The 26,382-nt window shown below is 36.4% G+C and carries 27 protein-coding genes and 1 pseudogene; 15 read left to right on the top strand and 13 right to left on the bottom strand.

Translation table 11 applies throughout. The annotated features are described in order from the left end of the window. Nucleotides 1-90 precede the first annotated feature (90 nt). The 4 genes from arfA (at nt 91) to trpS (ending at nt 5,395) form a co-directional block, all read left to right on the top strand. The gene (gene arfA / locus HHT355_RS07685) at nt 91-1,590 is read left to right on the top strand and encodes an arabinosylfuranosidase ArfA (RefSeq protein ID WP_103202855.1); all 1,500 of its coding nucleotides are present in this window, start codon (nt 91-93) and stop codon (nt 1,588-1,590) included. A gap of 137 nt (nt 1,591-1,727) precedes the next feature. After that, nucleotides 1,728-3,239 (top strand): GH39 family glycosyl hydrolase, encoded by a 1,512-nt coding sequence (locus HHT355_RS07680; protein ID WP_103202854.1) that lies wholly within the window; start codon nt 1,728-1,730, stop codon nt 3,237-3,239. A gap of 396 nt (nt 3,240-3,635) precedes the next feature. Continuing rightward, a complete protein-coding gene (locus tag HHT355_RS07675) occupies nt 3,636-4,268 on the top strand; it encodes an HAD family hydrolase (RefSeq protein WP_103202853.1) in 633 nt (210 codons plus the stop codon). A 122-nt stretch (nt 4,269-4,390) separates the two neighbouring features. Continuing rightward, entirely contained in the window at nt 4,391-5,395 is a 1,005-nt protein-coding gene (gene trpS / locus HHT355_RS07670) for a tryptophan--tRNA ligase (protein ID WP_103202852.1), read from the top strand. 93 nt (nt 5,396-5,488) lie between these two features. On the opposite strand, the gene HHT355_RS07665 is transcribed toward trpS, so the two are convergent. From HHT355_RS07665 to aroC, 11 genes and pseudogenes are all read right to left on the bottom strand, one after another. Then, on the bottom strand, nt 5,489-6,466 hold the full coding sequence (locus HHT355_RS07665; RefSeq protein ID WP_103202851.1) for a GIY-YIG nuclease family protein: 978 nt from the start codon (nt 6,464-6,466) through the stop codon (nt 5,489-5,491). A gap of 123 nt (nt 6,467-6,589) precedes the next feature. Continuing rightward, complete coding sequence (locus HHT355_RS07660) at nt 6,590-8,041, bottom strand: DUF4153 domain-containing protein (protein WP_103202850.1); 1,452 nt, start codon at nt 8,039-8,041, stop codon at nt 6,590-6,592. A gap of 328 nt (nt 8,042-8,369) precedes the next feature. Beyond that, on the bottom strand, nt 8,370-8,615 hold the full coding sequence (locus tag HHT355_RS07655) for a helix-turn-helix domain-containing protein (RefSeq protein WP_278320047.1): 246 nt from the start codon (nt 8,613-8,615) through the stop codon (nt 8,370-8,372). Nucleotides 8,616-8,627: 12 nt separating this feature from the next. Further along, nucleotides 8,628-9,077, bottom strand: coding sequence for a DUF2975 domain-containing protein (locus tag HHT355_RS07650; RefSeq protein WP_103202849.1), 450 nt, complete (start codon nt 9,075-9,077; stop codon nt 8,628-8,630). A gap of 239 nt (nt 9,078-9,316) precedes the next feature. Beyond that, nucleotides 9,317-10,363, bottom strand: a complete 1,047-nt coding sequence (locus HHT355_RS13980; protein ID WP_103202848.1) for an ABC transporter substrate-binding protein — start codon at nt 10,361-10,363, stop codon at nt 9,317-9,319. A gap of 139 nt (nt 10,364-10,502) precedes the next feature. Beyond that, nucleotides 10,503-11,249 (bottom strand): annotated as a pseudogene (locus HHT355_RS13975) (ABC transporter permease); the annotation flags it as partial. Beyond that, complete coding sequence (locus HHT355_RS07635) at nt 11,243-12,052, bottom strand: ABC transporter permease (protein WP_103202911.1); 810 nt, start codon at nt 12,050-12,052, stop codon at nt 11,243-11,245. The gene HHT355_RS07635 and the pseudogene HHT355_RS13975, both read right to left, overlap by 7 nt. Nucleotides 12,053-12,133: 81 nt before the next feature. Then, complete coding sequence (gene potA, locus HHT355_RS07630; RefSeq protein ID WP_103202846.1) at nt 12,134-13,210, bottom strand: spermidine/putrescine ABC transporter ATP-binding protein; 1,077 nt, start codon at nt 13,208-13,210, stop codon at nt 12,134-12,136. 22 nt (nt 13,211-13,232) lie between these two features. Then, complete coding sequence (locus HHT355_RS07625; protein WP_103202845.1) at nt 13,233-13,772, bottom strand: cupin domain-containing protein; 540 nt, start codon at nt 13,770-13,772, stop codon at nt 13,233-13,235. A gap of 560 nt (nt 13,773-14,332) precedes the next feature. Beyond that, nucleotides 14,333-15,007, bottom strand: a complete 675-nt coding sequence (locus HHT355_RS07620) for a hypothetical protein (RefSeq protein WP_146039178.1) — start codon at nt 15,005-15,007, stop codon at nt 14,333-14,335. Between the two features lie 176 nt (nt 15,008-15,183). After that, on the bottom strand, nt 15,184-16,296 hold the full coding sequence (aroC, locus tag HHT355_RS07615) for a chorismate synthase (protein ID WP_103202843.1): 1,113 nt from the start codon (nt 16,294-16,296) through the stop codon (nt 15,184-15,186). A gap of 254 nt (nt 16,297-16,550) precedes the next feature. Between aroC and HHT355_RS07610 the strand changes: the two genes are divergently transcribed. After that, nucleotides 16,551-16,760: a hypothetical protein gene (locus HHT355_RS07610; RefSeq protein ID WP_103202842.1), complete on the top strand. Its 210-nt coding sequence runs from the start codon at nt 16,551-16,553 to the stop codon at nt 16,758-16,760. A gap of 323 nt (nt 16,761-17,083) precedes the next feature. Here HHT355_RS07610 and HHT355_RS07605 read toward each other — a convergent pair whose 3' ends face one another. Next, the gene (locus HHT355_RS07605; RefSeq protein WP_103202841.1) at nt 17,084-17,302 is read right to left on the bottom strand and encodes a hypothetical protein; all 219 of its coding nucleotides are present in this window, start codon (nt 17,300-17,302) and stop codon (nt 17,084-17,086) included. A gap of 378 nt (nt 17,303-17,680) precedes the next feature. Here HHT355_RS07605 and HHT355_RS07600 point away from each other — a divergent pair, with 378 nt between their 5' ends. The 4 genes from HHT355_RS07600 to xylA all read left to right on the top strand — a co-directional run bounded on the left by HHT355_RS07600 (nt 17,681) and on the right by xylA (nt 22,610). After that, nucleotides 17,681-18,637, top strand: a complete 957-nt coding sequence (locus tag HHT355_RS07600; RefSeq protein ID WP_103202910.1) for a S8 family peptidase — start codon at nt 17,681-17,683, stop codon at nt 18,635-18,637. 28 nt (nt 18,638-18,665) lie between these two features. Next, nucleotides 18,666-19,763 (top strand): glycosyltransferase, encoded by a 1,098-nt coding sequence (locus HHT355_RS07595; protein WP_146039177.1) that lies wholly within the window; start codon nt 18,666-18,668, stop codon nt 19,761-19,763. Then, nucleotides 19,763-20,737, top strand: a complete 975-nt coding sequence (locus HHT355_RS07590) for a glycosyltransferase family 2 protein (protein WP_158245927.1) — start codon at nt 19,763-19,765, stop codon at nt 20,735-20,737. The genes HHT355_RS07595 and HHT355_RS07590 overlap by 1 nt, the downstream gene beginning before the upstream one ends. Before the next feature lie 553 nt (nt 20,738-21,290). Then, nucleotides 21,291-22,610 carry a xylose isomerase gene (xylA, locus tag HHT355_RS07585; RefSeq protein WP_103202838.1) on the top strand — a complete coding sequence of 440 codons (1,320 nt, stop codon included), beginning with the start codon at nt 21,291-21,293 and terminating at the stop codon, nt 22,608-22,610. Between the two features lie 110 nt (nt 22,611-22,720). On the opposite strand, the gene HHT355_RS07580 is transcribed toward xylA, so the two are convergent. Then, the gene (locus tag HHT355_RS07580; protein WP_103202837.1) at nt 22,721-22,909 is read right to left on the bottom strand and encodes a ferredoxin; all 189 of its coding nucleotides are present in this window, start codon (nt 22,907-22,909) and stop codon (nt 22,721-22,723) included. Between the two features lie 162 nt (nt 22,910-23,071). Between HHT355_RS07580 and HHT355_RS07575 the strand changes: the two genes are divergently transcribed. From HHT355_RS07575 to HHT355_RS13625, 6 genes are all read left to right on the top strand, one after another. Beyond that, nucleotides 23,072-23,296 carry a hypothetical protein gene (locus HHT355_RS07575; RefSeq protein ID WP_103202836.1) on the top strand — a complete coding sequence of 75 codons (225 nt, stop codon included), beginning with the start codon at nt 23,072-23,074 and terminating at the stop codon, nt 23,294-23,296. A 63-nt stretch (nt 23,297-23,359) separates the two neighbouring features. Then, on the top strand, nt 23,360-23,521 hold the full coding sequence (gene rd / locus HHT355_RS07570) for a rubredoxin (RefSeq protein WP_103202835.1): 162 nt from the start codon (nt 23,360-23,362) through the stop codon (nt 23,519-23,521). 96 nt (nt 23,522-23,617) lie between these two features. Further along, entirely contained in the window at nt 23,618-24,382 is a 765-nt protein-coding gene (locus tag HHT355_RS07565) for a tRNA threonylcarbamoyladenosine dehydratase (protein ID WP_103202834.1), read from the top strand. Nucleotides 24,383-24,467: 85 nt separating this feature from the next. Next, nucleotides 24,468-25,037 (top strand): hydrolase, encoded by a 570-nt coding sequence (locus HHT355_RS07560; protein WP_103202833.1) that lies wholly within the window; start codon nt 24,468-24,470, stop codon nt 25,035-25,037. Between the two features lie 41 nt (nt 25,038-25,078). Next, nucleotides 25,079-25,810, top strand: a complete 732-nt coding sequence (locus HHT355_RS07555; protein ID WP_103202832.1) for a DUF554 domain-containing protein — start codon at nt 25,079-25,081, stop codon at nt 25,808-25,810. 200 nt (nt 25,811-26,010) lie between these two features. Then, complete coding sequence (locus tag HHT355_RS13625; RefSeq protein WP_158245926.1) at nt 26,011-26,166, top strand: hypothetical protein; 156 nt, start codon at nt 26,011-26,013, stop codon at nt 26,164-26,166. Nucleotides 26,167-26,382: the final 216 nt, after the last annotated feature.

The following is a 26,382-nucleotide window of genomic DNA, read 5'->3' as shown; positions in this document are numbered from 1 at the left end:
AAAGCAAATGTGTTGGTAAATTTATAAATTTTTATATATTAAGGTAAATGACCCAACTAATCATACAAATCTTGGAAAGGATGACTAATTATGAAGGCAAAACTGACTATAAATAAAGATTTTAAGGTTGGACAGATAGACAAGAGGCTATATGGTTCGTTTATAGAGCATTTGGGAAGGGCTGTATATCACGGTATTTATGAACCTTCTCATCCCACGGCTGACGATATGGGTTTCAGAAAAGATGTTCTTGATATGGTAAAACAGCTTAATGTGCCTATAGTCCGTTATCCGGGCGGAAATTTCGTTTCAGGTTACAGATGGGAAGACGGTATCGGGCCTAAGGAAAAGAGGCCCAGACGGGCAGAATTGGCCTGGCGCGTTATTGAAACAAACGAAGTAGGTATCGGTGAATTTCAGGAATGGGCAAAAAGAGCTAATTCGCAAGTTATGCAGGCTGTTAATCTAGGTACCAGAGGACCTGAAGATGCCCGCAATCTTTTAGAGTACTGCAACTTCCCCAAAGGTACTTATTACAGTGATTTACGCAGGTCCCACGGATTTGAGGAACCTTTCAATATCAAAGTTTGGTGTTTGGGAAATGAAATGGACGGCCCATGGCAGTTGGGAGCCAAAACAGCCGAGGAATACGGCCGGATTGCCTGTGAAACGGCAAAAATCATGAGACAGCTTGATCCTACAATAGAACTGGTTGCCTGCGGCAGTTCCCATCTTAATATGCCGACTTTCGGTAAATGGGAAGCTACGGTTCTTGAACATACTTATGACTATATTGATTATATATCGCTTCATAATTATTACGGAAACCATGACAATGACACAAAATCTTATTTAGCTTGCTCACTGGATATGGATAAGTTTATTAAGTCCGTAATAGCCATATGTGATTATGTAAAGGCTGTTAAACATTCGGATAAAACTATAAACTTATCCTTTGACGAATGGAATGTCTGGTTCCACAGCAATGAAGCGGATAAAAAACTGGAGCCCTGGCAGATAGCACCTCATCAATTGGAAGATATTTATACTTTCGAAGATGCTTTGGTGGTAGGATGTCTCCTTATTACTCTGTTAAAGAACTGCGACAGAGTAAAAATTGCTTGCCTTGCCCAACTGGTCAATGTTATAGCCCCTATCATGACGGAAAACGGAGGAAGCGTCTGGGCACAAACTATTTTCTATCCTTTCATGCATGCGTCAAACTACGGCAGAGGAGTAGCCTTAACCCCTGTGGTAAGCTGCGACAGCTACAGTACAGAAAAGGTAAAAGATGTGCCTTATATTGAAACAATAGCCGTAATGAATGAAGATAAGAAAGAACTGACCGTATTTGCGGTAAACCGTTCGCTTAAAGAAGATATTGAGCTTGAAATTGATTTGCGGGATTTTAAGAATGCAAAACTTATCGAGCATATTGTTCTTGAAAATGACGATATGAAAGCTACCAATACGGCTGAAAATCCTTTAAATGTAGCTCCCCATAATAATGGAATTACCAAAATGGGATCTGACTGTGCCGTAGCAACATTAAATAAACATTCATGGAATGTGATACGTTTTCAAATATAAAAATATTTATAATGATTGATTATTTTGCTTCCTAAATAATTTTAAAGTTTTTCGTATAGGAAGGCAGAGTTATACGGTATTAAGAGTAAGCAAAAATTTTATAAAAATATAAGAGATAATATTCTGAGGTGTTGTATATGAAAAAGCAACTGCAATTATCAAGCAAGGGCAAACCTTTTAATAATTATGTGACCCATTGTGTAGGTACCGGCCGTATGGGCCTGGCTTTGCAAAAAGAATATCAGGAGCATTTAAAATTTGTACAGGATAAAATAGGCTTTTCATATATCAGAGGCCACGGCTTGTTTTGCGACGATGTGGGAATATATCAGGAAATTGAAAAGGACGGAAAGCCGTTTGTTTACTACAATTTTACATATCTGGATCGGATTTTTGATTATTATATTGAAAACAATATCCGACCTTACATTGAACTGGGCTTTATGCCTAAAGCCTTGGCAAGCGGTGACAGGACCATATTTTACTGGAAGGGAAACGTTACTCCGCCGGCCGACTATAATAAATGGGTTGATATGGTAAAGGCAACTTTAACTCATTTAATAGAAAGGTATGGCAGGGACGAGGTTATAAAGTGGCCCATTGAAGTATGGAATGAACCCAATATCGGTTTTTGGGCTGGCACTATGGATGAATACTTTAAATTATATGAGTGTACGGCCCGGGCAATAAAGGAAGTTGATCCGGACCTTAAGGTAGGAGGCCCTGCTATCTGTGGGGTGGATACCGAAAACTGGCTGCATTCTTTCTTTAAGTTCTGCCGGGATAATAATGTACCCATAGACATGGTAACAAGACATTGCTATATGGCAAAACAGCCCAAAATAGTAGGCCGCTATGTGTACCAGGAAATGTTTGACCCTTCATATATGATTGATGAGTTAAAAATGACAAGAGAAATTATGGACCAGTACGATATTGTCAGGGATAAGGAATTACATATCACGGAGTTTAACAGTTCCTATGATCCGGTCTGCCCTGTCCATGATACACCGTTTAATGCAGCCTTTATAGCAAGAGTTTTAAGCGAGGCGGGAGATTACGCCCAAAGCTATTCCTATTGGACATTCAGTGATGTGTTTGAAGAAAAAGGAATTCCGGCGGCCGTATTTCACGGTGGTTTCGGCCTGGTAGCTAATTATATGATACCTAAGCCTACGTTTTATACTTTTGAATTCTTTTCCAAAGCAGGTAATGAACTGATTTACCGTGATGAAAATATTATAGTTACCAAGGATAAAGACGGCAGATACTGCCTTATCGGCTGGAGTTATCATGATCCGAGGGACGGAAAAACCTTAGATCCCGTATCATATGAGATAACACTGCCGGCAGAAAAAGCGCAATATTTTAGTGTAACTAAAGTTGTGGGCGGTAAATACGGCAATGCGGCCCAAACCTGGAGCAATCTCGGAAAACCCCGTACTTTAACCAAAAAACAGGCTGAAATCCTTAAAGAGGCAGCTAAACCTTTAAGATACGATTCAAAAGTATTTGCCAAAGACGGAAAAATAAGTGTAAATATGGATATCGAATGTAATCATCTTGTTATGACAGAAATTTTCCCGGTAAATGATATGACGGATACATACTGGGAATTTGACACTAAAGAATTTTACGGTCTTGAGTAAATCTGATTATCTATAATAAAGGGACTGTTTAATAATCATATATGGTATGCGGATATAAACATCAAACAGGTAACTTTTTGGCAGTAAATTTTGCGGTATTTTCCTGCCAAGTAATCATGCAAAGTGATGCTTATCTGCATACCATTTTTATTTTAAACAGTATTTTTATTTTCATGTGTATACTGCTTCCTTGCAATAATCCCAATTTCTTTACGTTAAAGTTCATAAGTTCCGTCTTTTTTAGTTATAAAATCAAGTTTAAATACTTTAAGAAGGGTTGACATAGGGCTTATTTTTAGGCATTATAACATACATGGGATTATTTTTTACATATATAAATAGACTATAAATTTATTAATAAAATATAATGCTTCATAGAAAGGTCAGGATAGTTAAATGTACGATAGCATAATTTTTGACATGGACGGCACCATATGGGATTCCACCAAAGAGGTGGCAATAGCCTTCAGTGAGGTTGTAAGAAATAAGTATCCCGAAGTAACTGATGAAATTACACCTGAAAAACTAAAAAGCTTATTTGGGCTTCTTCTTGACGATATTGCGGTCAAGCTGTTTACAAGTGTTTCGGAAGAAAAAGCAAAAAAAATAATGAAAGAATGCTGCGAATATGAGTGTGAGTACCTGGCAAAACACAATGCCAAAATGTATGATGGAATGGAAGAGGCTATAAAAGAGCTTCATAAAGATTATAAACTTCTTATCGTAAGCAACTGTCAGGACGGTTATATTGAGTGCTTCTTTAAGGCTAATCCCCATCTGGAAAAATATTTTACGGATTATGAATGCCCTGGAAGGACCGGAAAAGCCAAAGCAGAAAATATCAAACTGGTGATTGAAAGAAACAATTTGAAAAATCCGGTTTATGTCGGGGATACGGCCGGGGACGCCAAAGCGGCTAAAGAAGCAGGTATACCTTTTATATTTGCCCGGTACGGGTTTGGACAGGTTGAAGAATATGCTGATGTGATAGATTCTCCTTTGGAGTTGATCACGAAATTAAAACAATGATTGACATTTTCAGGCTTTATTTATATATTTGAATGAGAATAATTTATAGACCGATATAATTCTCGGATACATTAGTAGACTTTTATCCGTAGAATACAAATATTCGAATTGGAAGTGATAAGATGTTAAACGGAAAGAAATCTCTGTTTTCAGGTATGCAGGCTACGGGAACCCTTCATTTGGGAAACTATCTGGGAGCTTTAAAAAACTGGCTGGAATTCGAAGATGAGTATGAGTGTTTTTATTGTGTAGTGGATATGCACTCCATAACCGTAAGACAAGACCCTGCGGAACTCAGAAAAAAAGCAAGGAATCTCCTTACCTTATATATCGCCGCAGGCCTTGATCCTGTTAAAAACTGCCTCTACTATCAGTCCCATGTTTCCGCTCATGCGGAACTTGCCTGGATTTTGAACTGCTTTACCTATATGGGTGAACTCAACCGTATGACCCAGTACAAGGATAAGGCAGCCAAGCATGCTCAGAATATTAATGCCGGTTTATTTACTTACCCGGTTCTTATGGCTGCGGATATTCTTTTATTCCAGTCGGATATTGTTCCGGTAGGAGAGGACCAGAAGCAGCATTTGGAGCTTACCAGGGATATAGCCGAAAGATTTAATAAGATTTACGGGGATGTATTTACAATTCCCGAACCTTATATTAAGAAAACCGGCGCAAGAATTATGAGCCTGCAGGAACCTACCAAGAAGATGTCTAAGTCCGATGAGAATCCTAATGCAAGCATATTCCTTCTTGACGATACCGATACTATCATCAGAAAGTTCAAGAGGGCGGTTACGGACTCGGGTAATGAAATCCGTTACTCTGAAGACAAGCCCGGTATCAGTAACCTGATTGAAATCTACAGCATAGCTGCCGGAAAATCAATCGAAGAAACCGAAAAAGAGTTTGAAGGAAAAGGATACGGAGAATTTAAGCTGGCTGTGGGTGAAGCGGTAGCTCAGATGCTTAAACCTATTCAGGAAAGATTTGCGGAACTTAGCAAGGACAAGGAATACATTGATTCGATTATAAAAAATAATGCCGAAAAGGCAGAGTATTTTGCCAACAAAACCTTACGCAAAGTTCAGAAAAAGATAGGTTTTCCCGAAAGAATCAGATAATATAACTTATGTATAAAGGTAGCGATTATGCTTAATAAAGAGATTATGTAACATATATTTATAACAAAACCCACCGGGTTAATTCCGGTGGGTTTATTCTATGTGTAAAATCATATCACCAGGCAGGCTGCATATTTCGGAATAAAGAATATCCCGATAATCCACGGATGCTTTATCGGAAACATTGGGACTTTCTTTTGATTCCTGCTTCTGACTGATAAGATTTCCTTTATTTATGAAGTTCTTTAAGTAAACGTCAGATAACCTTTTATATTTTTTGGATAAGAGTATACTTCCTTTATTTACATAAAACAATTTTACTCCGTCAACCGTAGGAATTTTTAAAACCAATTTTTTGGAAAAAAGATTTTTATAACCGTTAATACCATGTTCAATATATTTAAGGCAATTTAATATATCTCTATATGCCGATGCCGTTTCATACCTGTAAGCATTCGCCGCTTCTGACATTTTTTCTTCTGCCTGTGAAATAAACAGCCTCATTTTATCTTCAAATTCAAAAATGCTTTTCAGTATTTTGTAATTATGATTATAATCATTCTTATCCATAACTACAGGGAATATATGATACTCAAAAACATAACGGTTATTTTCAAATCCGACAGGGTAAATATTTTTCATAAGACTTATAAATTCCAGCAGAAGATTACGGCTTCTGAATGGGCCATAAGAGTTATCGGTGCGTTCATTTACCAGAGACAAAACATTATATGGGTTATAATCATTTAATTTAAGATACACATAACCCTGGTCGTTTTTCATCTGTGAGTTAAAGTAGGGCTTAATTGATTTAATAAGTTCACATTCCAGCAATCTGGCTTCCAGGTGTGTATCGGTAACTATAAAATCAACATCATGTATAAATGAAACAAGTTTATTTATTTTTTCCCATTTATGGTCTTTGACAAAGTATGACTGCACTCTTTTTTTCAGACATTTGCTTTTACCCACATAAATAATTTGTCCTCGGCTGTCAAGCATTTTATAGATACCTGGTAACGGTGGGATATTCTTTATTTTATTTTTTAATTCAGGTTTTATTTCTTTCATGTAATCCTCTTTCAGCTTGTTTTAAATATATATAATTATATCTTCACAGAGATTCATTATCAATCAAAAACCGCCCGGTATGTTATTTTCTAAAACATCATACCAAGCGGTTTTTTACTTCTTTTATTTGGCATCTATACGATTTTTTATAAGCTTTGCGGCTTTGCTGTACGATAGGTTATATTCCCTTAAATCCCTGGAATCAGTATATAATAATCTGTAATAATACAGTTCTTTTATATCCTTAATATCATAATTATACTGCTTTTCCAAAAGCGGAAGAACAACCGGGGCTGCGTCAAGGGACAATTCCGTGGCTAAAAAGTAGAGGTCTTTTTCTTCCAATTTTTCCGTATGATTAACAAGATATCCGGCTATGTGGTAATCCGGCCTGCTTAGGGAAAACACCCCGTAGCATAGTGTAAGTACGACTACGGAATACGTGAACAGGGGAAAGCTTTTCTTATACAGGGATATGATTACACCGGCCAGTATCAGGGCATCTATAAGTAAAAACAAGAGAACAAAAAGCCGTAAGAAAGTCAGATGATACGCCCCTATATATAAAAGCATCCGATATGTGGCAGAAGCTATCATAATATAAGTACAGGCTGTTATAGCTGTAAGTATAAACCTTAGCCGTCTGTTGGCTTCAAAAACTTTTGAACAAACCAAAGTAAGGATTATATTAAAGCCTGTAACTGCCAGCAACTCAAAAAAACCGCGCCTTGCATATTCGGAATAGGTAAATTCTTCGGGCAGGGTAAATATTCCGCCGGCAAAAAGATACAAAATCTGAATTCCGCAAAAAATAATGTATGTGGCAAGCATAATGGCAGAAATCGTTATCCCTATTGTCGGGCTTGCTTTGATTTCTTTTTGTTCATCGGGAGTTTCCTTGGCCGCCCCGCATAAGAGGGAATAACAGCAAATGGCAGCTAAAATAACCAATATAAGGACAATGAAAATATCACTGCTAAAAATCCATGAAAACATTTTGCCTGTTATTTTTCCGAACAGCAAATCGGCTCTTGATAAAAGGGCAAGATTTATAATTAAGAGCGGTATTGCAATAATGCAGCCTATTAAAATATTTCTGAGCCTGTCGCTTTTTATAATCTTTTTGCTTTTAACAAAACGGTTTCCGTCTGTAAAGATCATTCCTATGGAGGATATGGCGTTAAAAGGAAGTTTAATTAACTCAAGCAAATTATCCGCAAAGTCCGGGGATTTTTTTATGCAAAGCAAACGGATTAAGGAGAAATCCCAAAGTAAAAGTATGCCTACATTATTTAAAAACTGCAAATTAAAGCTTGAGGTTAATACATTGGAAAGGCCCAACAGTAAGGCACCTGATAAGCAAAAAACAACTTCCGGTGTCATTTTTAAATTTAGTTTATTTGAAATAAATATAAAAAGCCCGGCAATAATCACGGTAAATAAAAGTGAATTTAGTCCGACACTTGCTCTGTAAAACAAAGCGGTGGAAGATATACCAAAAAGCACACTTATTCCCGCAAAAAATCCGAATTCACGGCGTATTTTAATTATCAAGTTGTTATCATCATGTTCCATAATATATAACCCCCTTAAAGATGAAAATTATATAGGTTCAGTTTTATTTGACTTTATAATTTCTATATAATTTATTATCATAATAATAATTGAAAGTCAATAAAAATTTATCGATAATCGATAAATTTTTATTGACTTTCAAAAAATGATGTTACATTACGAAGTACAGACGGAATATATTGAATCGGGAGGCCGTAAAATAAAAATAATACCAATCTAAAAACTTTAAGTATATTAGCTTTTAGTTTACGGCTGAGCATATACGATTTTAAGAATATGTAAAATAAAAAAACCGCCTTGATTGGCGGCCAATATGGACAGGTAAATGTCAGGCTTTAACATCGCTGCGGATTTCGTTTCCATCATTATCTTCATCCTCAACATATACCAGTATATCTCCGGGCTGGCAGTTTAGGGCCTTGCAGATTGCATCCAGGGTACTGAAACGGATGGCTTTTGCTTTATTGTTTTTCAGTATGGAGAGATTTGCCTGGGTTATGTCTACTTTTTTTGCCAGTTCGGCCAGTCCGATTTTGCGTTTAGCCATTACAACGTCCAGATTTACTAAAATCACTCAAATCCCTCCTTATATAGTCAGATCATTTTCAAGTTTATAAGTAACGGCCTGATCAAACACCTGGGCAAGCACCAGGGAAAACAAACCGGCAATTATAAATACCAGTATAAGTACCAAAGCAGCAAATGTTACCGTAAAAATAAGTTTTACTCCCATAAGTACGGCTATAACAAAAGCATAGATGCCCATTTTCTTAAGAGAAGTTACGTTTTCCCTTATAAAGGGATTTTCATTTATTACAGTTTTGAACATTTTGCGAAGCTCACTTAATATTGCCAGAGCGAATATTCCTGAAATTATATAAATTATGGATAAGGGTACATAATAGAGATCAAAAATATTGATATATCTTCCTGCATGCTTAAACAGGAAGGGGACACTTATACAAATTATTATCCCGCTAAAAAACATAAAGTCCAGCAATCCCTTTGTAAACAGAACCAGAGAAAATTTCTTCATTTTAAATCCTCCTGTAAATTAAACCTTATGTAAAATGCTGCATAGTTTGATTTAGCCGGTTTTTCTTGAAAATATCACATAAAAAAATGTAAGTCAATAAATATTTATCGATAATCAATAATATTTATTGACTTACAATTACTTTAGGACTTTATGCAAATTTTAATATCTTATCTTTCACTAAATAATTTCTTTTTGAATTAAAGCTACTGAAACACAAATCTTTAATTCAATCTTTTTTATTCCCCTTTTACTTCATTCCATTTCTGGATATAGAGGCTTTCGACTTCTTCGCCAAGATATTTGTAAGCGGTACATCTGTCAAGGATTTCCTGTGGCGGGAAAGCAATAGGGCTGTTTTTGATTTCCTCGTCCTCAATAAGCTCTCTGGCACCCATATTAGGTGTGGAATAGGTGATATATTCAAAGTTCTTTAAAGCTATTTCAGGTTTGCACATAAAGTTAATGAATGCTTCGGCATATTCTTTGTTTTTACTGGTCTTAGGAATTACCCAGGCATCAATCCATACATTGGAACCTTCTTTAGGAACTACATATTCAAGGTCAGGATTTTCTCTTTTGGTATAAATGGCTTCTCCGGAGTAAATCACACCGATGGCAGCTTCTCCGCCTATCATCTTATCGCGGACCTGGTCAACTACATAAGCCTGAACAAGAGGATATTGCTTCTGAAGCAGGGCTTTGGCTTCTTCCAGTTCTGCCTCGTTTGTGGAGTTTAAGTCATAACCGAGATATTTGAGGGCAATTCCGAATGCATCCCTTACACTGTCCATCATAAGGATATTGCCGGCATATTTTTCGTCAAATATAATGCTCCAGCTGTCTACCGGTTCGTCAACCATGGTCTTGTTATACAGGATGCCCACGGTTCCCCAGCAGTAAGGAACGGAGTACTTGTTGCCGGGATCAAATGCTTCGGCACTTTTTAAGTAAGCAGGATCAATATATTTTATATTGGGAACATTATCAAAATTAATCTCATACAAAAGATCATTTTCTATCATCTTCTGGATCATATAATCCGAAGGGCAAACAACATCATAATTTACTGCCCCTGATTGAATTTTAGGATACATATCTTCGTTTTGTTCAAATTCATCGTAAACTACCTTGATACCCGTTTCTTCCTCAAAAAGATCCAGTACTTCGGGATCAATATATTCACCCCAGTTATATACATATACTTTTTTCTCATTTTTTGAGGAGCATCCCGTAAGCATGACCGCAAATATCAAAAGGGCAGTTAAAGTAAAGATTTTTTTCATTTCGTGCCTCCTTATATTTTGATTTAAAATTATGACAATAAAAAGTTACCATATTTAATTAAATGAAAATATTACTTAATTAAATAAGCTATATTTTACTGATTATTGTATTTTTATTTGCATTCTTATCATTTTTACGATTGATGATAATCAGTAAAAGTAATACCGTTACAAACATTAAGGTGGAAAGGGCATAAATCTCAGGTTTTATACCTTTACGTACTTCCGTATATATCTTGGTTGAAAGAGTATTTATCTGAGGGCCTTTGGTAAAGTGAGTAATTACAAAGTCATCCAATGACATGGTGAAGGCCAAAAAGAATCCTGTCAGTACGCCGGGGAATATATCGGGCAAAATAACTTTAAAAAAAGCATAAAGGGGTGTGGCTCCCAAATCCAAAGCAGCCTCATATGTGTGAGGGTTTAATTGCTTTAGTTTAGGCATGACGCTTAATATTACGTAAGGTATGTTAAAGGTTATATGTGATATCAGCACGCTGGTAAAGCCCAAAGTAAACTTAAGCGCCACAAATAAAAGCATAAGCGAAATACCTGTGACAATATCTGCATTAAGCATAGGGATATTGGTTATCGCAATCATTATGGTCCGCGGAGTCTTTTTCATACTGTTAATTGCGATTGCGGCTGCGGTACCGATTATGGTTGCAATAAGTGCTGATAAAACAGCAATAATCAATGTAGTATATAAGGCATTCATTATACTTTCGTTTTTAAACAGCTCCCTATACCAGCGGAGGGTAAAGCCGCCCCATTTGGCTCTTGATTTTGAACTGTTAAAGGATAATAAAATTAATATAATAATCGGAGCGTATAAAAATAATATTATAAGCCCTACATAAAACCGCTCGAAAAATTTCTTTACCATAGGCTGCTTCCCTCCTTATCGTATTTGGATAATATAGCCATGCTTATCAAGATAAAAATCATAAGCACCAATGAAAGTCCCGAACCTGCATGCCAGTTACCGACACGGAATTGCTGTTCGATAACGTTACCAATCAGGACGATTTTGTTACCTCCCAAAATAGTTGAAATTACAAAGGTAGTAAGAGAGGGTACAAATACCATTGTTATACCGCTTATGACTCCGGGAAGGCTTAACGGAAGTATAATTTTTAAAAAGGTCTGCATTCCGTTTGCACCCAAATCTCTTGCCGCATTTATAACATCCTGGTCAATTTTTATCAGGACATTGTATATGGGAAGGACCATAAAAGGCAAAAAATTATATACCATACCGAGAATGATTGCAGCAGGAGTGTTAATGATATTAACTGTAGGCAGTTTGAAAAAGTTCAGTATGGTATTTATTATTCCGGTTTTTTCCAGGATGTTTTGCCAGGCTATAGTTCTTAACAAAAAGTTCATCCACATGGGAAGAATAATAATCATTACTATAAAGCTGTTACTGTTCATTTTTGATTTATTTAAAATCATGGCAAGTGGGTAAGCCAGCAATAAGCAGATAACAGTACTTACAAGAGACAGCTCCAATGCCTGTTTTAAGGCTTTAAGGTTTATAGGATCCATGACAAGTGCTATATTATTCAGTGTAAATGTGCTGTCTGATGTTGTCAGCCCGTAGTAAAAAATTACAACAAGAGGAATTATAATAAAGCCAATCATCCATACTATATAAGGGAAAGACAACCATTTTGCTTTCGGCATATTCGGACCGCTTGCGCTTTTGTGCACAGGAGATTTTGGAGTTCTGGTTTTTAAAACATTCCTTAACTTCATGGGATCCTCCTATAACTCTACTTCAACAGCTTCTTCGTCTTCGGATTCGGGTTTATTCATAATCTGGATATCAAAAGGATCCACCCAGATGCCTACCTCGGTACCTACAGGGAACAAATCCGTAGAATGTACCAGCCAGTCATGATCGCAAGCGTGAACTTCCATTTCATAATGGACACCTTTAAATATCAGAGAAGTTACTACTCCTTTGATGATACCTTCTTCAGGTTTAACCAAATCGATATCTTCGGGACGTATTACCACATCCACCGGTTTGTTTTTTCCGAAACCGGTATCAACACATACAAAGTTTACTCCGAATATGTTTACAAGTTTATCCTCAACCATTATACCGGGAAGAATATTGCTTTCTCCTATGAAATCCGCAACGAAAGCATTCTTAGGCTCGTTATAAATTTCTTCCGGAGTACCTATCTGCTGGATATAGCCCTGATTCATTACGACTATGGTATCAGACATTGTAAGGGCTTCTTCCTGATCGTGTGTTACATATACAAAAGTAATGCCGAGTTCATTCTTAAGCCTTATAAGCTCATACTGCATATCCTGACGAAGTTTTAAATCCAAAGCTCCGAGAGGCTCATCCAGTAAAAGCACCTTCGGCTCGTTAACAATTGCCCTGGCTATGGCGATACGTTGTTGTTGGCCACCGCTTAATGAATCCGGCATACGATTTTCAAATCCATCCAGGTTAACAAGCTTAAGGGCATACTTTATTTTATCCTGAATGTAGGCCTTGCTTTTTTTCTTTATTTTAAGTCCGAATGCTATATTTTCGGCGATTGTCATATGATTAAAAAGAGCGTACTTTTGGAATACGGTATTAACCTGTCTTTCATTAGGCGGCACTTTCGTAATATCCTTGCCTTCAAAAATTACCTGCCCTTTATCTGGTGTTTCAAAACCACCGATTATTCTTAATGTGGTAGTTTTGCCGCAGCCGGAAGGGCCAAGCAAAGTAACAAATTCATTTTCTCGAATATATAAGTTTAAATCATCCAACACGACATTGTCGCCATAGGATTTGGTTATATTTACAAGATTTATTAATTTATTATCCGTCATGGGCAATTCTCCTTTTTATATTTTAGAAACTCGGTGGTGTGGATACCCAGAGCAAGGTAGCTCCGGTTTTTTCTGAAGCCGTAACATAATGTTGCTTATTTGCCGTAAAATAGAATGATTCTCCTTTTTTGACCTTATAGGTACGGTTCCCGATATGTAGAGTTATACTGCCGCTTAATACATAACCGAATTCCTCGCCCTCATGGGGATTATCCGGGTATGTAGAACCGCCGGGTTCCAAAGTAAGGAGTATCGGCTCCATTATATTTTTTTGGGCATTGGGGATTATCCACTTTACCAGGCTCTTAAGTTCAGCATCATATTTCTCGAAATAATCTGACTTTTTAAAAACAACTTGTTCGGCAGAGGTACCGCTGAAAAACTCCTCCAAATTTGTTCCCAGACATTGTAAGATGTCTACCAGGGTAGCAATGGAAGGAGAGGTTAAATCCCGTTCTAATTGAGAAATAAAGCCTTTGGACAACTCTGCCCGATCGGCCAATTCTTCCTGAGTCAGGTTTTTTTGGATACGTAATTCCTTAATCTTTTGACCGATGTTCATAAAAAACTCCTTTTTTTGAAAATTTAATAAAAATAAACTTAGAGTTTAGCATTTCTAAACAAAATGCAATTACCATTATACATATAAAAATATGGATGTCAATACCTTTTTTTATTTAATTATAAAGTAGTTTCGGCATGGCAAAAAGTTATAGAAACTGTAATTTTATTCTATTAGATTGAGGCTAAAAAGTTAAAAAATGCAGTAATTATTTGAGCATATTCAGTGAATAAAATAATAAATGAAATAACTAAATATTTTAAATTGACTAAAATATTTCTTATAAATAGGATGTCACATTTAAAATAAGATATGAAAAGATAAAATTATGAATAGTAGGCAGAAATGAATAATTTTAGTTAAAATGAATTGATTTTTATGATTTGAACATAATTGCTAAAAGTAGATCGGATATGATTAAAATATAAAAACTATTACTGTTTATCATTTTATTTATATGGGCACAAAAACAAGGCTGTTTTAACAGTAATATTAAACTCACATCTAAACAGCCCTGAAATGATAGATTAGGTTATGGTAAGCACTTAAGGTTTTTTCTGTTACCTGTAAGGATATCCGGATTCTGATATATCAACAAATTTTCCGCTAAAACTGTCCCAATAGAGAGTAGACATATAATTATAGGATATTTCCATATGATCATCGAATTTTATTTCAACAATGTGCAATAATGAATTGTCTGTTACCGCATAAATATAGCTATCATCCTGATTATAATTTGATATGGGAATTGATGCCCAATTATTATCCTGTATTTGATACAATTGTGCCGTATAAGCCGGGATTCCCTGATAAACCGTATTGCCCACACATAAGATATAATCTTTTCCGTTTTCATATGGCAAAACATATATACTTACATTTTCAGATAGTATGGTTTGTTGAGTTCTGATATCAAGACTTTTTCTATTGTATACGGCAGCAATGTAATGGTCACGCCCGCCTATATCGTCATGTGAAACATGAAAAAGTACCAGTAAATCTTCTTCGTCATCGTCAGTAAAATCCCCGTAATAGATATTTTTAATCGAAATTATATTTTTTTGTTTTTCATCATCAAGAAAAGACAGGAAATCATCGGCTTTCCAGTCAAGTTGTGACAAGAGTAAATCCTCTATAGGCTCAATGTTTTCGCTTTTTTTCTTACAGCCATATAAAGATAAGAGAATTATGATGAAAATTGAAAATAATATAAAGTATTTTTGTGATTTCATACTAAACTAAAACCTCACTAATATATTATTTTAGCGGTTTATTTTTTTAATGTAAGTATATATCATTACATATCCATAAAATAATACATTAATACTTAACCTATATTTTACATATAATTCCATAAAATTATACTATAAGAAAACTAAAACTGTCAAATTTGTCTTATAGTTAATTTTTATTGTTTATATAGGTTATAAAATTCCTTAATCCGGTCCATTCTTGCGGTCATTCCCTGGAAAAGGAAATCAACCAGAGTAATTGCTACCATGGATTCTACCACAACAACGGCTCTGGGTACGATTATGGGATCATGGCGGCCGACAATCTGAATTTCTATATTTTCATTATTTTTATTAGCAGTTCTTTGAGGCCTTCCTATTGAAGCGGTAGGTTTTATAGCGGCTCTAAGGATTATTTCGGAACCGTCGCTTAAACCTCCCAATATTCCCCCTGCATGGTTGGTTAGTTTTATCAAGCGTTTATTTTGATCATAAGCAAAAGGATCGTTATTCTCTGATCCTGTTCGGGTAGTAACCTGAAAACCGTCTCCGATTTCTACTCCTTTAACTGCTCCGATAGACATAACAGCCTTGGCAAGAGCGGCATCAAGCTTGTCGAATACCGGCTCTCCAATGCCGGGAGGCATTCCGGTTACTATACATTCAATTACTCCGCCAACCGAATCGTTTTCTGCCTGTTTTTCCATGATATATTCTTCGGCCTTTTTTGCCGCTTCAAGATCCGGCATGTAAAGGGGATTTTGCATAGAGAATTCTTTACGGCATTTCTGATACTCGATAGTTACCGGGCCTATGGATTTTGTGTAGGCATATACCGTAATACCCAGTTCCTTAAGAATTGCAGAAGCTATAGCACCGGCAGCCACCCTGCTTATAGTTTCTCTTCCTGAGGAACGGCCGCCTCCCCTGTAATCTCTGAAACCGTATTTCATATCATAGGTATAATCGGCATGCCCGGGCCGGTAATAGGAAGCTATATCGGAATAATCGGATGAACGCTGGTTTTCGTTGAAAACTATTAAAGAAATAGGGGTTCCCGTAGTCTTTCCCTCAAAAACTCCGGATAAAATCCGTACTTTGTCTTCTTCTTTTCTTGGAGTAGAGAATTTTGACTGACCGGGCTTTCTGCGTTTTAAATATGCCTGTATCTGACTTTCGTCTAAAGGCAGGCCTGCCGGACAGCCGTCTATAACAACTCCGTATCCTTCACCGTGGGATTCGCCCCAGGTAGATATAGTAAAACATTTTCCGTAAATTGATCCTGACATTTTTATCACTCCAATATTGTAATTTATGCATTATTGAAATCTTTATCATAATAACGGGACAATAATAGGCAATATTTCTGCTTTATATATTATTGATGTCGATAAATAAATTTTCATTCAGAAAATTTATTTTAAGCATCGGCGAAAATATTTACTCATAGTATAAAGGAAATCTTATCCTGTTTCAACGGTTTAATGACATTTGTAAAAAATTAATCATATACTGAAATGACAATAAAACTGTGAGGCTTAAGATGGATAATCATAATAATTATCCTCGTTATTATTACGGATACGGATATACAAGGGATGAAGGAAATTATAAAAACACGAACCGTCCCGGGCATAGAGAAACCTCAGGCAGAAAGAGCGATGATGATTTAATTATAGAAGAGAATACAATATATGAAATAGACAGGGAATGTTTGGAACGGTTAAAAAGAAACAGAAAACGTTTAATATAATTTTATGTTTCATTATTTAAAATATTAAAAAGCAGTTATGAGGTCATACTTTTAGGCAAAATAATCATATTTGCTACGAAAACTGTATTAAAAAGCTGCGCAGACTGAAGTATAAAAACTTCAGCCTGCGCAACATTTTTTTATAAAGTAAAATATTAATACCGCTAAAGATTAGTACATTATATCATAAAATTTGATTTAGGCTAAACAAATTATATCTTCGGTTAATAATCATAACTTGTAAATATTATAAAAAAAGCTGCCGTAATCGTAGCTGTGCTACGATTTGACAGCTTTTTTTAAAGAATTTTTTTTGTCCCGTATTAGAAGCCGAAAACGTTGTTGTTGCAGCAGCAGAGGATGAGAAGGATAATGATGATAAGGAATCCGCAATTATCATCACCGTTACAATCTCTTCCTCCGAATACACCGTTATTGTTGTTGCAGCAACACAAAATCAGGATAATCAGCAGGATTAACCATCCGCAGTCATTGAATCCGCCGACGCCACGGTCGCAATGAGTAGCTGCTAAATCACTCATAGACTTCCTCCTAATATTAATTACACTGTATCATATGACAGACAGCTTGACTGATTTCCTGTTTTTATAATAAATCATAGATATTTTTGGAAACAAAAAACGAATTAAATGTGATTAGAATATTGGGTAAGCTGTCGGAATAGGATAATAAAAAAACGATTGGAGTTTTGCATGAAAGAAAGCAATAAAATACAAATTATAGTTCATTGTAAGGATTATGAAAGCAGGCGGATAGCATTAGAAGAGTTTGGACACATAAAATATAAATTACCCATGATAGATGCTTATGTTCTTGAAGTAGAAAAAAGCAAACTTGATTTGATAAAAGGGCTGGACGGGCTGATTGATATTGAGCTTGATGCCCATATAACCGCTCAGATGAATAGGGTTAACGATATAATCGAAACTAAGTGGGCCCATGAAAGAGGGATCTACGGAGAAGGGATAGGGGTTGCAATAGTAGATACCGGAATATGCCTTCATAGGGATTTTACCGAAGGCGGAAACAGGGTTATTGCCTTTAAGGATTTTGTAAATGCCAGGACAGAACCATATGATGACAACGGGCACGGTACCCATGTTGCCGGGATTATCGGAGGAAACGGATATTCATCAAAGGGCAAATATATGGGAGTGGCACCCAAATGCAATCTGATTGCCGTTAAGGTCCTTGATCATAAAGGAGACGGCAATATATCTGATGTCCTTGCGGGACTTCAGTGGATCATTGATAATCGGAAGAAATATAATATACGGGTGGTAAACGTTAGTGTAGGAACTACCGCTAAAGAAAGCCTGGATGAGAATTCACTGCTGGTACAGGGAGTAAATGCGGTTTGGGACAGTGGGATTGTAGTTGTGGTTGCGGCAGGAAATAACGGGCCAGAACCCATGACTATATCTACTCCGGGAATCAGTAGGAAAGTAATTACGGTAGGTTCTTCCGATGATAATATGTCAGTGGAAGTATTCGGCTCTAAAACCAAAAATTATTCGGGCAGAGGACCGACTCCATATTGCATAAAAAAACCTGATATTGTGGCTCCCGGCTCCAACATAATTTCCTGTAACACTAATCGTTTGGCAACTAAAGGCAGAATGGGTACCCCAAAATTTATAAGCGAATCTTTTCCTATGATGTATACGATAAAAAGCGGAACCTCAATGGCTACACCGGTGGTTTCAGGTGCAATTGCCTTGCTTTTGTCTGCATATCCATGGCTTACCAACCGTGAAGTAAAACTAAGGCTCAGAAACAGTGCGGTAGATTTGGGTGAAAAATGGGAAAAGCAGGGATGGGGACTTTTGAATGTAAGAAGGCTTCTTGATTTATAATTTATCGGCAGGTCGGGTGAATATCACAATGAAAATTATGGTTATAGTTGATAAATGGTCATCATACAAAAAAGAAAAAAAATGTTTAATCGAAGAACTTCTTGATTCGGGATACGAGGTTATACTTTTATCAGTTGAAAGAGAGCCTTTTTTTGATTCCTATAATAAGAGATATAAGCTATTTTACGTGTCCACAAACGGGCAAAAATATGTTTCAGGATACTTTAAATTTATGGTTTACTGCCTTATGGCATATAAAGTTTTAAAACCGGATAAAATCCTTCTTCATCTTAGCAAAGGGACTCTGGCAGCAGGAATAATGTTCAGGCTTTTTAAAAATACCATGTATTCTGTAATAATTGAAAGCCTTCAGCAAGTAAAAAGCAAAAGAAGCATTATGTACAGGCTGATGTACAGATACATAATAGGTCGTTCCAAAACAGTATTTTTTGTCTATAATGATGATTATGAAATGGCAGACAGATTTAAATTTAATTGTAAAGACAGGGCAGTTTTGCTTAGAAGCTGGGGGGTAAATATTGAAAAGGCATACGTATATCCCCTTCCAAAAACAGATTTGGTATATATGTCAATGCCTGTTTTATGCAGTCATGGAATAAAATGTTTTATTGAAACTGCAAAAATTGTCAGAGAGAAATATCCAAAAGTCAGGTTTTTGCTTTCGGGAACTTTAGCCGAAGAGTCAACGGTTTTATCAGAAGGGGAGTTTAATGAAGCATGTGAGAGCAAACATATATACTATATAGGAGATACCCCCGATATAAGACCATATCTGGAAGTTTGCAGCATATTCGTTCAAATAAATGTTTCTGTAAGGGAAGGACATATTATCGAAGCAGAAGCAGCCGGAAGACCGATACTGGCATCCGACCATCCGGTTAACAGAAGCCTGGTTATAGAAGGATATAACGGATTTATCCTGCCTGCTAACGATGCAAAAAAGTGGGCGGATAAGATATTTCTTTTGCTTGAAAATAAGGAGCTTAAAGCCAATATGGCTGATTGCTCCCGCGAATTATGCGGCAGAATGCATGACAGCAGGATAATAAGTAAATTAATCAAAGATAAGTTGGAACAGAAACTTGAAATAACATGGAGGATGTAATGAAAACCAAACCTTTGGTCAGTGTAATTGTGGCTGTGTCAAATAATGAGGAAACCTTATACGGGTGCATAGAAAGTATTATAGGGCAATCATATGCGAATTTGGAAATTATCTTAATGGTGAATAATTCAAAAGATTGCATTAACTTAATATGCCATAATCTTACCCTGATGGATTTTAGAATACGTATAGTTAACTATAGTCCTGACAATAAAGACAATGAAAAACTATCGGCTTTTTATGAGGGTCTTAAGCATGCTAACGGAAACTATGTCGCATTTGTTGACAGCAATGACAGGCTCCACAAAGATATGATTAGGATATTAGCGAGGATATGTTTAAAATATAAATGCCGGATAGCATGCTGCAAGACAGGTACAAAAAAGGATAGCAATACCCGGTACTTGTCAGAAAGGGGAAAAATCAGGGTATATAAGAGAACCCCGGCCTTTATGAGCCGAAAGTTTACTTATGATCTTTACGGCAAGGTCTTTGACATAGCTTTATTTGAAGACTTGTCCATGTCTGATTTCTATATGTATCCTTTGTATTACAGGACAGAGAAAATATCAGAAACAGAAAGAAAAATGTATTTTAAAGATCCTGAAATCGGCTTTAATAGTGAAATTAAATTATGTTTGGATACCGTTATGAAATATTATAAAGACAGAATTCAATATTTCAAAAACAGTGAAAGCGATCTTTTAAATTTGACCCATGAATATTACTGCGAATTTCTTGGGGATTATTATATTTATCAGCTTAAGATAAAAGAGGATCCGAAAAGTCTTGAAAATGCAAGAGCCGAATTTAGAAAAGAATACGGCATAGTTAGACATATTAAAACTACGCCGTTTTATACCAGAATGCGTCTGGGCCTGATATATTATTTACCTAAATTTTATCTTGCTTTAATAAAAATCTGTCGCATAAACAATAAATTGACTATGATAAATAATTTAAAAAGATTATAAATGTTTTTTAAAATCAGATGAGGTTTAAAAAAAGAAGCATGAGTAAGTTATAACCTGACAGGTACAAGACGGCATACATATGGCTGCCGTCTTTTTTGTTTATAATGATTCATCTTTTCCTGATTTAAATATCATTTTTAAATTAGGGGGTAAGGCGGGGAAGTGTTTTTATATATTTTTTTATTTAATAAGTGTATGATAAATCGGTGATAAATCAAACGGGAGTAAATAAGCAATATTAACAAAAAAATAAACAGATTTAGTATGATTATTAACATTTTCTAAATTAGTTTATTAAATTGACAAATTGTTGTTGTAAAATTGTCATCAAGGTATTATAATATAATCAGGTAATTCATTAGCAGTCTATATCAAGAATTTTATGATAAAGATTTTTTATAGAATAGATTACATATAATTGTTAAGCATATTTATAGTGCGTTAATTTAAATTGGTATAGAACACACAATGATTACCTGAACTGTTTTGTATGGCTTGGAGCTTTAGGTGTAAACAATAAGAATTTAATCTTTTATAAAAGGAGGAATAAAATATGGCATATTTTAAAGTTGACAAAATCCAGTATGAAGGCCCTCAAAGCAAGAACCCTCTCGCATTTAAGTACTACAATCCCGATGAAGTAGTAATGGGAAAACCCATGAAAGAGCACTTAAGATTTGCAATGTCCTATTGGCATACCTTTACCTACATGGGTAGAGATCCTTTCGGTGGAGATACTATGAACCGCCATTGGGACAATACCGAAGATGTTATGGAAAAGGCTAAAGAAAGAGTACGTGCCGCATTCGAATTTATGGAGAAAATGCAGATTCAATATTTCTGCTTCCACGATGCGGACATTGCTCCTATAGTTCCTAACGATCTTGCTGAAACAAACAGAAGATTAGATGAGATCGTAGCCGTTATTAAAGAAGAGATGAAACGCACCGGTATTAAGTGCCTGTGGGGTACTACAAATGCATTTGGCGATGCTAAGTTTGTACATGGTGCCGGAACATCCTGCAATGCTACCGTATTTGCATATACCGCAGCTCAGATTAAGAAGGCTATGGAAATCACTAAGGAGCTCGGCGGTGAGAACTATGTATTCTGGGGCGGCCGTGAAGGATATGAAACCCTTCTGAATACAGATACTGCTCTTGAACTTGATAACTTTGCAAGACTGCTTAGAATGGCAGTTGACTATGCTAAGGAAATCGGATTTACCGGTCAGTTACTGATCGAGCCTAAGCCGAAGGAACCTACAAAGCATCAATATGACTTTGATGTGGCTACAGTAATCGGCTTCTTAAGAAAATATGACTTACTGCCTTACTTCAAGATGAATATCGAAGCAAACCATGCAACACTGGCTATGCATACATTCCAGCATGAGCTTAACATGGCAAGAATTAACGGTGTACTGGGCAGTGTAGATGCCAACATCGGTGATCCTATGCTTGGATGGGATACAGACCAGTTCCCGACAAACCTTTATGATACTACTCTTGCTATGTATGAAATTCTGTTAAACGGCGGACTTGGTTCAGGCGGTCTTAACTTCGATGCTAAAGTACGTCGTGCATCATTCGAGGATGACGATTTATTCTACGGATATATTGCAGGTATGGATACATTCGCAAGAGGCCTGAAAGTTGCAGCTAAGCTTCTTGAGGATAAGGTATTTGAAAACTTCAAAGCTGAGCGCTATGCAAGCTACAGAGAAGGTATCGGTAAAGATATCGTTGAAGGTAAAGTCGGATTTAAGGAATTAGAAGCATACGCATTAAAGAACGGAGTAACTCCTAACAAATCCGGCAGACAGGAAATGCTTGAAAGCATCCTGAATCAATACATTATCGAAACAAAATAATCGATAAATTTTAAATATAAAAAATGCGGCATATCTTAAGGGTATGCCGCATTTTTTATGACTTATCATTTCTTTTAATTAAATTAATTCAAAATTAATTTTTATATGTACTATTCAACAGAAATTACTCCTACGGGACAATTGTCGGCTGCTTCCTTGGCTGAAGCTTCAGCTCCTTCAGGAATGGGATCTGTATAGACCTCGGCCAGTCCTTCGTCGTCTATTCTAAATACTTCCGGGCATGTGGCGGCGCATAATCCGCATCCGATGCATCCGTCGCGATCTATTTTTGCTTTCATATGCATTCCTCCATATAATTTTATGATAATATAATATATCACAAAATTTGGCTTAAGTCCATTTTTTTTAAGTATTTTGATTACGATCAAATTTTAAATCTTGAAATTTAGAATTAAAAACCGTAAAATGGGGAATGTTAAAATGAGGGTAATTAAAGGGCTGTGGGTAAACGTCTTTTAAGAGAAAGAAAAAACGCTGCAAAAGATACGTTTAAGTTTGCTGAAATTAGGGCAAAAGAATTGGCCGAATTGCTAGGTATAAATGAAGAAAAAAAGTTGAATATTTGGGTAGGCGAATTTGCCAAAACCGGAGACTGTAAAACAGCATTCGGAGCCGATGGGCAAGAAATATATGACGCTTGGGTAGAATGGTGCTTGAGATTTTAAAAGTATTGTGGTATACATAAAGTGTAACTAATAATATTTACTAACATATGGAGGTATATTATTATGAGAAAATTTGAGTGTACTGCTTGTGGTTACATTTATGATGAAGAATTGGGCGATCCCGATAACGGAATAGCTCCCGGAACTAAGTGGGAAGATCTTCCTGATGACTGGGTTTGCCCTCTTTGCGGTGTCGGTAAGGAAGACTTTGAAGAAATAAGCTAAAAACCGGGGTGTTGCTATAGCAGGGTTTTCCTTCATATGGCAGCACCCTATAAATTTATATAATATAAACTGGATTTATTTTTTGGGAGGATATTAATGCTTAACCAATTTTCAAGAACAGAATTATTGCTTGGTAAAGAAGCTATGGAAAAGCTAAATAATTCAAGAGTTGCTGTGTTTGGTATCGGAGGGGTCGGCAGTTTTACTGTGGAAGCTCTGGCAAGAAGCGGAGTCGGATACATAGATCTGATTGACGACGATAAAGTGTGTCTGACTAATCTTAACAGGCAGCTTATAGCTACTAGAAAAACCGTAGGAAAATCTAAAGTCGAGGTTATGAAAGAAAGGATACTGGAGATTAATCCGAAAGCCCAGGTGGTAACTCATCAGTGTTTCTTTACAAAAGAAACTGCCGATCAGTTTGAGTTCTCGCAGTACGATTATGTGGTGGATGCCATAGATACGGTATCGGGTAAAATAGAGATAATAGTACGATGCAAAGAAAAAAATGTTCCGGTAATAAGCTGCATGGGCGCGGGAAATAAACTTGATCCCACGAAGTTTGAGGTGGCGGATATATATAAAACATCTATTTGTCCTCTGGCAAAAGTAATGAGAAAAGAGCTGAAAGCAAGAGGAATCGAATCTCTTAAGGTAGTATATTCAAAAGAACCGGCTATGAAACCCGTAGAGGATATGAGGATAAGCTGTAAAAGCAATTGCATATGCCCTCCCGGAACAGCAAGAAAATGTACGGCAAGAAGGCAGATACCCGGAAGTGTTGCCTTTGTTCCTTCGGTTGCAGGACTTATTATAGCCGGTGAAGTTATTAAAGATTTGGTCGGACTAAATGACAGATAGGGCTTGTAATTCCTTTTTCATTGTTGTATATTCATACTTAACGAATAAATATGCATTATGTAAAATAAGCGGAAGGATGATGACAATGGGAAAAATACCTACCAGAGAAGAAGCCTGGGATTTGTTATGCGAATTCAATAAGGATGAATTCCATTTAAAACACGCCAGAATCGTTGAAGGGGTTATGAAATATTTTGCCCGGGAGTTAGGTCATGGAGAAGAGGATTTTTGGGGAGTAGTCGGTCTTCTTCATGATCTTGATTTTGAGATGTACCCTGATGAGCATTGCATAAAAGTTCAGGAAATTATGAGAGACCGAGGGCTGGATGAAAGACTTATTCATGCGGTGGCAAGCCACGGATACGGTATCTGCTGCGATATAAAACCGGAACATGAGATGGAAAAAGTTCTGTATGCGGTAGATGAGCTTACGGGTTTAATTGGGGCCACAGCCATTATGCGGCCTTCAAAAAGCACAATGGACCTTGAAGTAAGTTCGGTAAAAAAGAAATTTAAAACGCCAAAGTTTGCTGCCGGCTGCTCCAGGGAGGTTATAAGCAACGGGGCCAATATGCTTGGCTGGGAATTGGACAAGCTTTTTGAAAAAACTATACTTGCCATGAGGGAAGTTGAGCAAACGACTGGGCTTGTATAGTATGACAGGGAGGATAGCCGGTAATCCGGTGCTGGATAATTATGATAGGATTAGGTACATTAGGTAATATAGCTTTAATTTTGATCGGCTCAACCGTAGGACTACTGATAAAAGGGGGCCTTAAGCAGCGCTTTCAGGAAACTATTATGAGTGCTCTTGGGCTTGCGGTGATGTTTATAGGTATTGTAGGAGCATTGGAAGGCCTTCTCGTGGTGGATGACGGGAAATTGTCCGGTTCCAATATGATGCTGATGATAGTGTCTTTAGCAATAGGCAGCCTGATCGGTGAGGCTGTCAATATTGAAGAAAAACTTGACAGGGTCGGCGTTTGGCTAAAAGGCAAGTTAAAACTTTCAAACGGCAAGGAAAAAGGATTTGTGGAGAGCTTTGTAAACAGTTCCCTGCTGTTTTGTGTAGGAGCTATGGCTATTATAGGTTCAATTAAAGACGGACTTTCTGCAGATCCGTCCATGCTTCTTGCCAAAGGCCTTATAGACGGAGTAACCGCCATATTTTTTGCATCTACATTTGGTATAGGCGTATTTTTCTCAGTAATTCCCGTAGGTTTATATCAGGGGATTATTACTTTTGCTGCGGGAATTATCGAACCGTTTTTAACACAGAGGCTGGTGTCAAATCTTTCTTTTATTGGGTCTATACTTATTTTTGCAATAGGTATAAATATGATTTTCGGTAAGAAAATAAAAACCGGAAATCTTTTGCCGGCCATAGTAGTACCTATTATTTATGAACTAATATTAGTTATTTTGTAACTTGTTTAAATGTAAATTATCTGATATTAAATTATTCATTTTAGTATACCTCTAATAAGCAAATAATCACAAAAATCTGTCCGAGAGTATGTTAAACTTATTGGGCAGTTTTTGTATGAAAAATTTAGTTGACATACGTTAAATTGCTTTTATAATATTGAAATAATAGTAAATATATGGAAGCAGGGGAGTTGTACGGTATGAAAAAAATTATAGCCGTAAGTATAAGAATATTTGTTATGTCCGTAGCCATTGTTTTGGCAGTGATTTTTCCCGTATTTTCATTAAAATCTGCATTGTTTCTGGCTTTTGGATTTGGAACTTCATTAAGTTTATTGAAATCTTCGATGATTTGATATTTATACATATATCCGTATATACTCCCATATTTTTCTAAGTAAATATACTTAATAAAATTGATTTCTATTGGTATCTACATTCGCAGAACAGACTTTAGCTTATCGTAAATATCTTTGTTAAACGGGCTTAGGTCTGCAACTGCGATTTTTTTATTTTAAAGGGTAATATTTTCAAATTCAGGATTGACATTACATGTATTATTGTATACAATT

It is taken from the genome of Herbinix hemicellulosilytica (assembly GCF_002904165.1).
Classification (GTDB): Bacteria; Bacillota; Clostridia; order Lachnospirales; family Lachnospiraceae; genus Mobilitalea; species Mobilitalea hemicellulosilytica.
The sequence above is the reverse complement of the archived record's forward strand: the minus strand, read 5'-3'. Positions and strand labels throughout refer to the sequence as shown.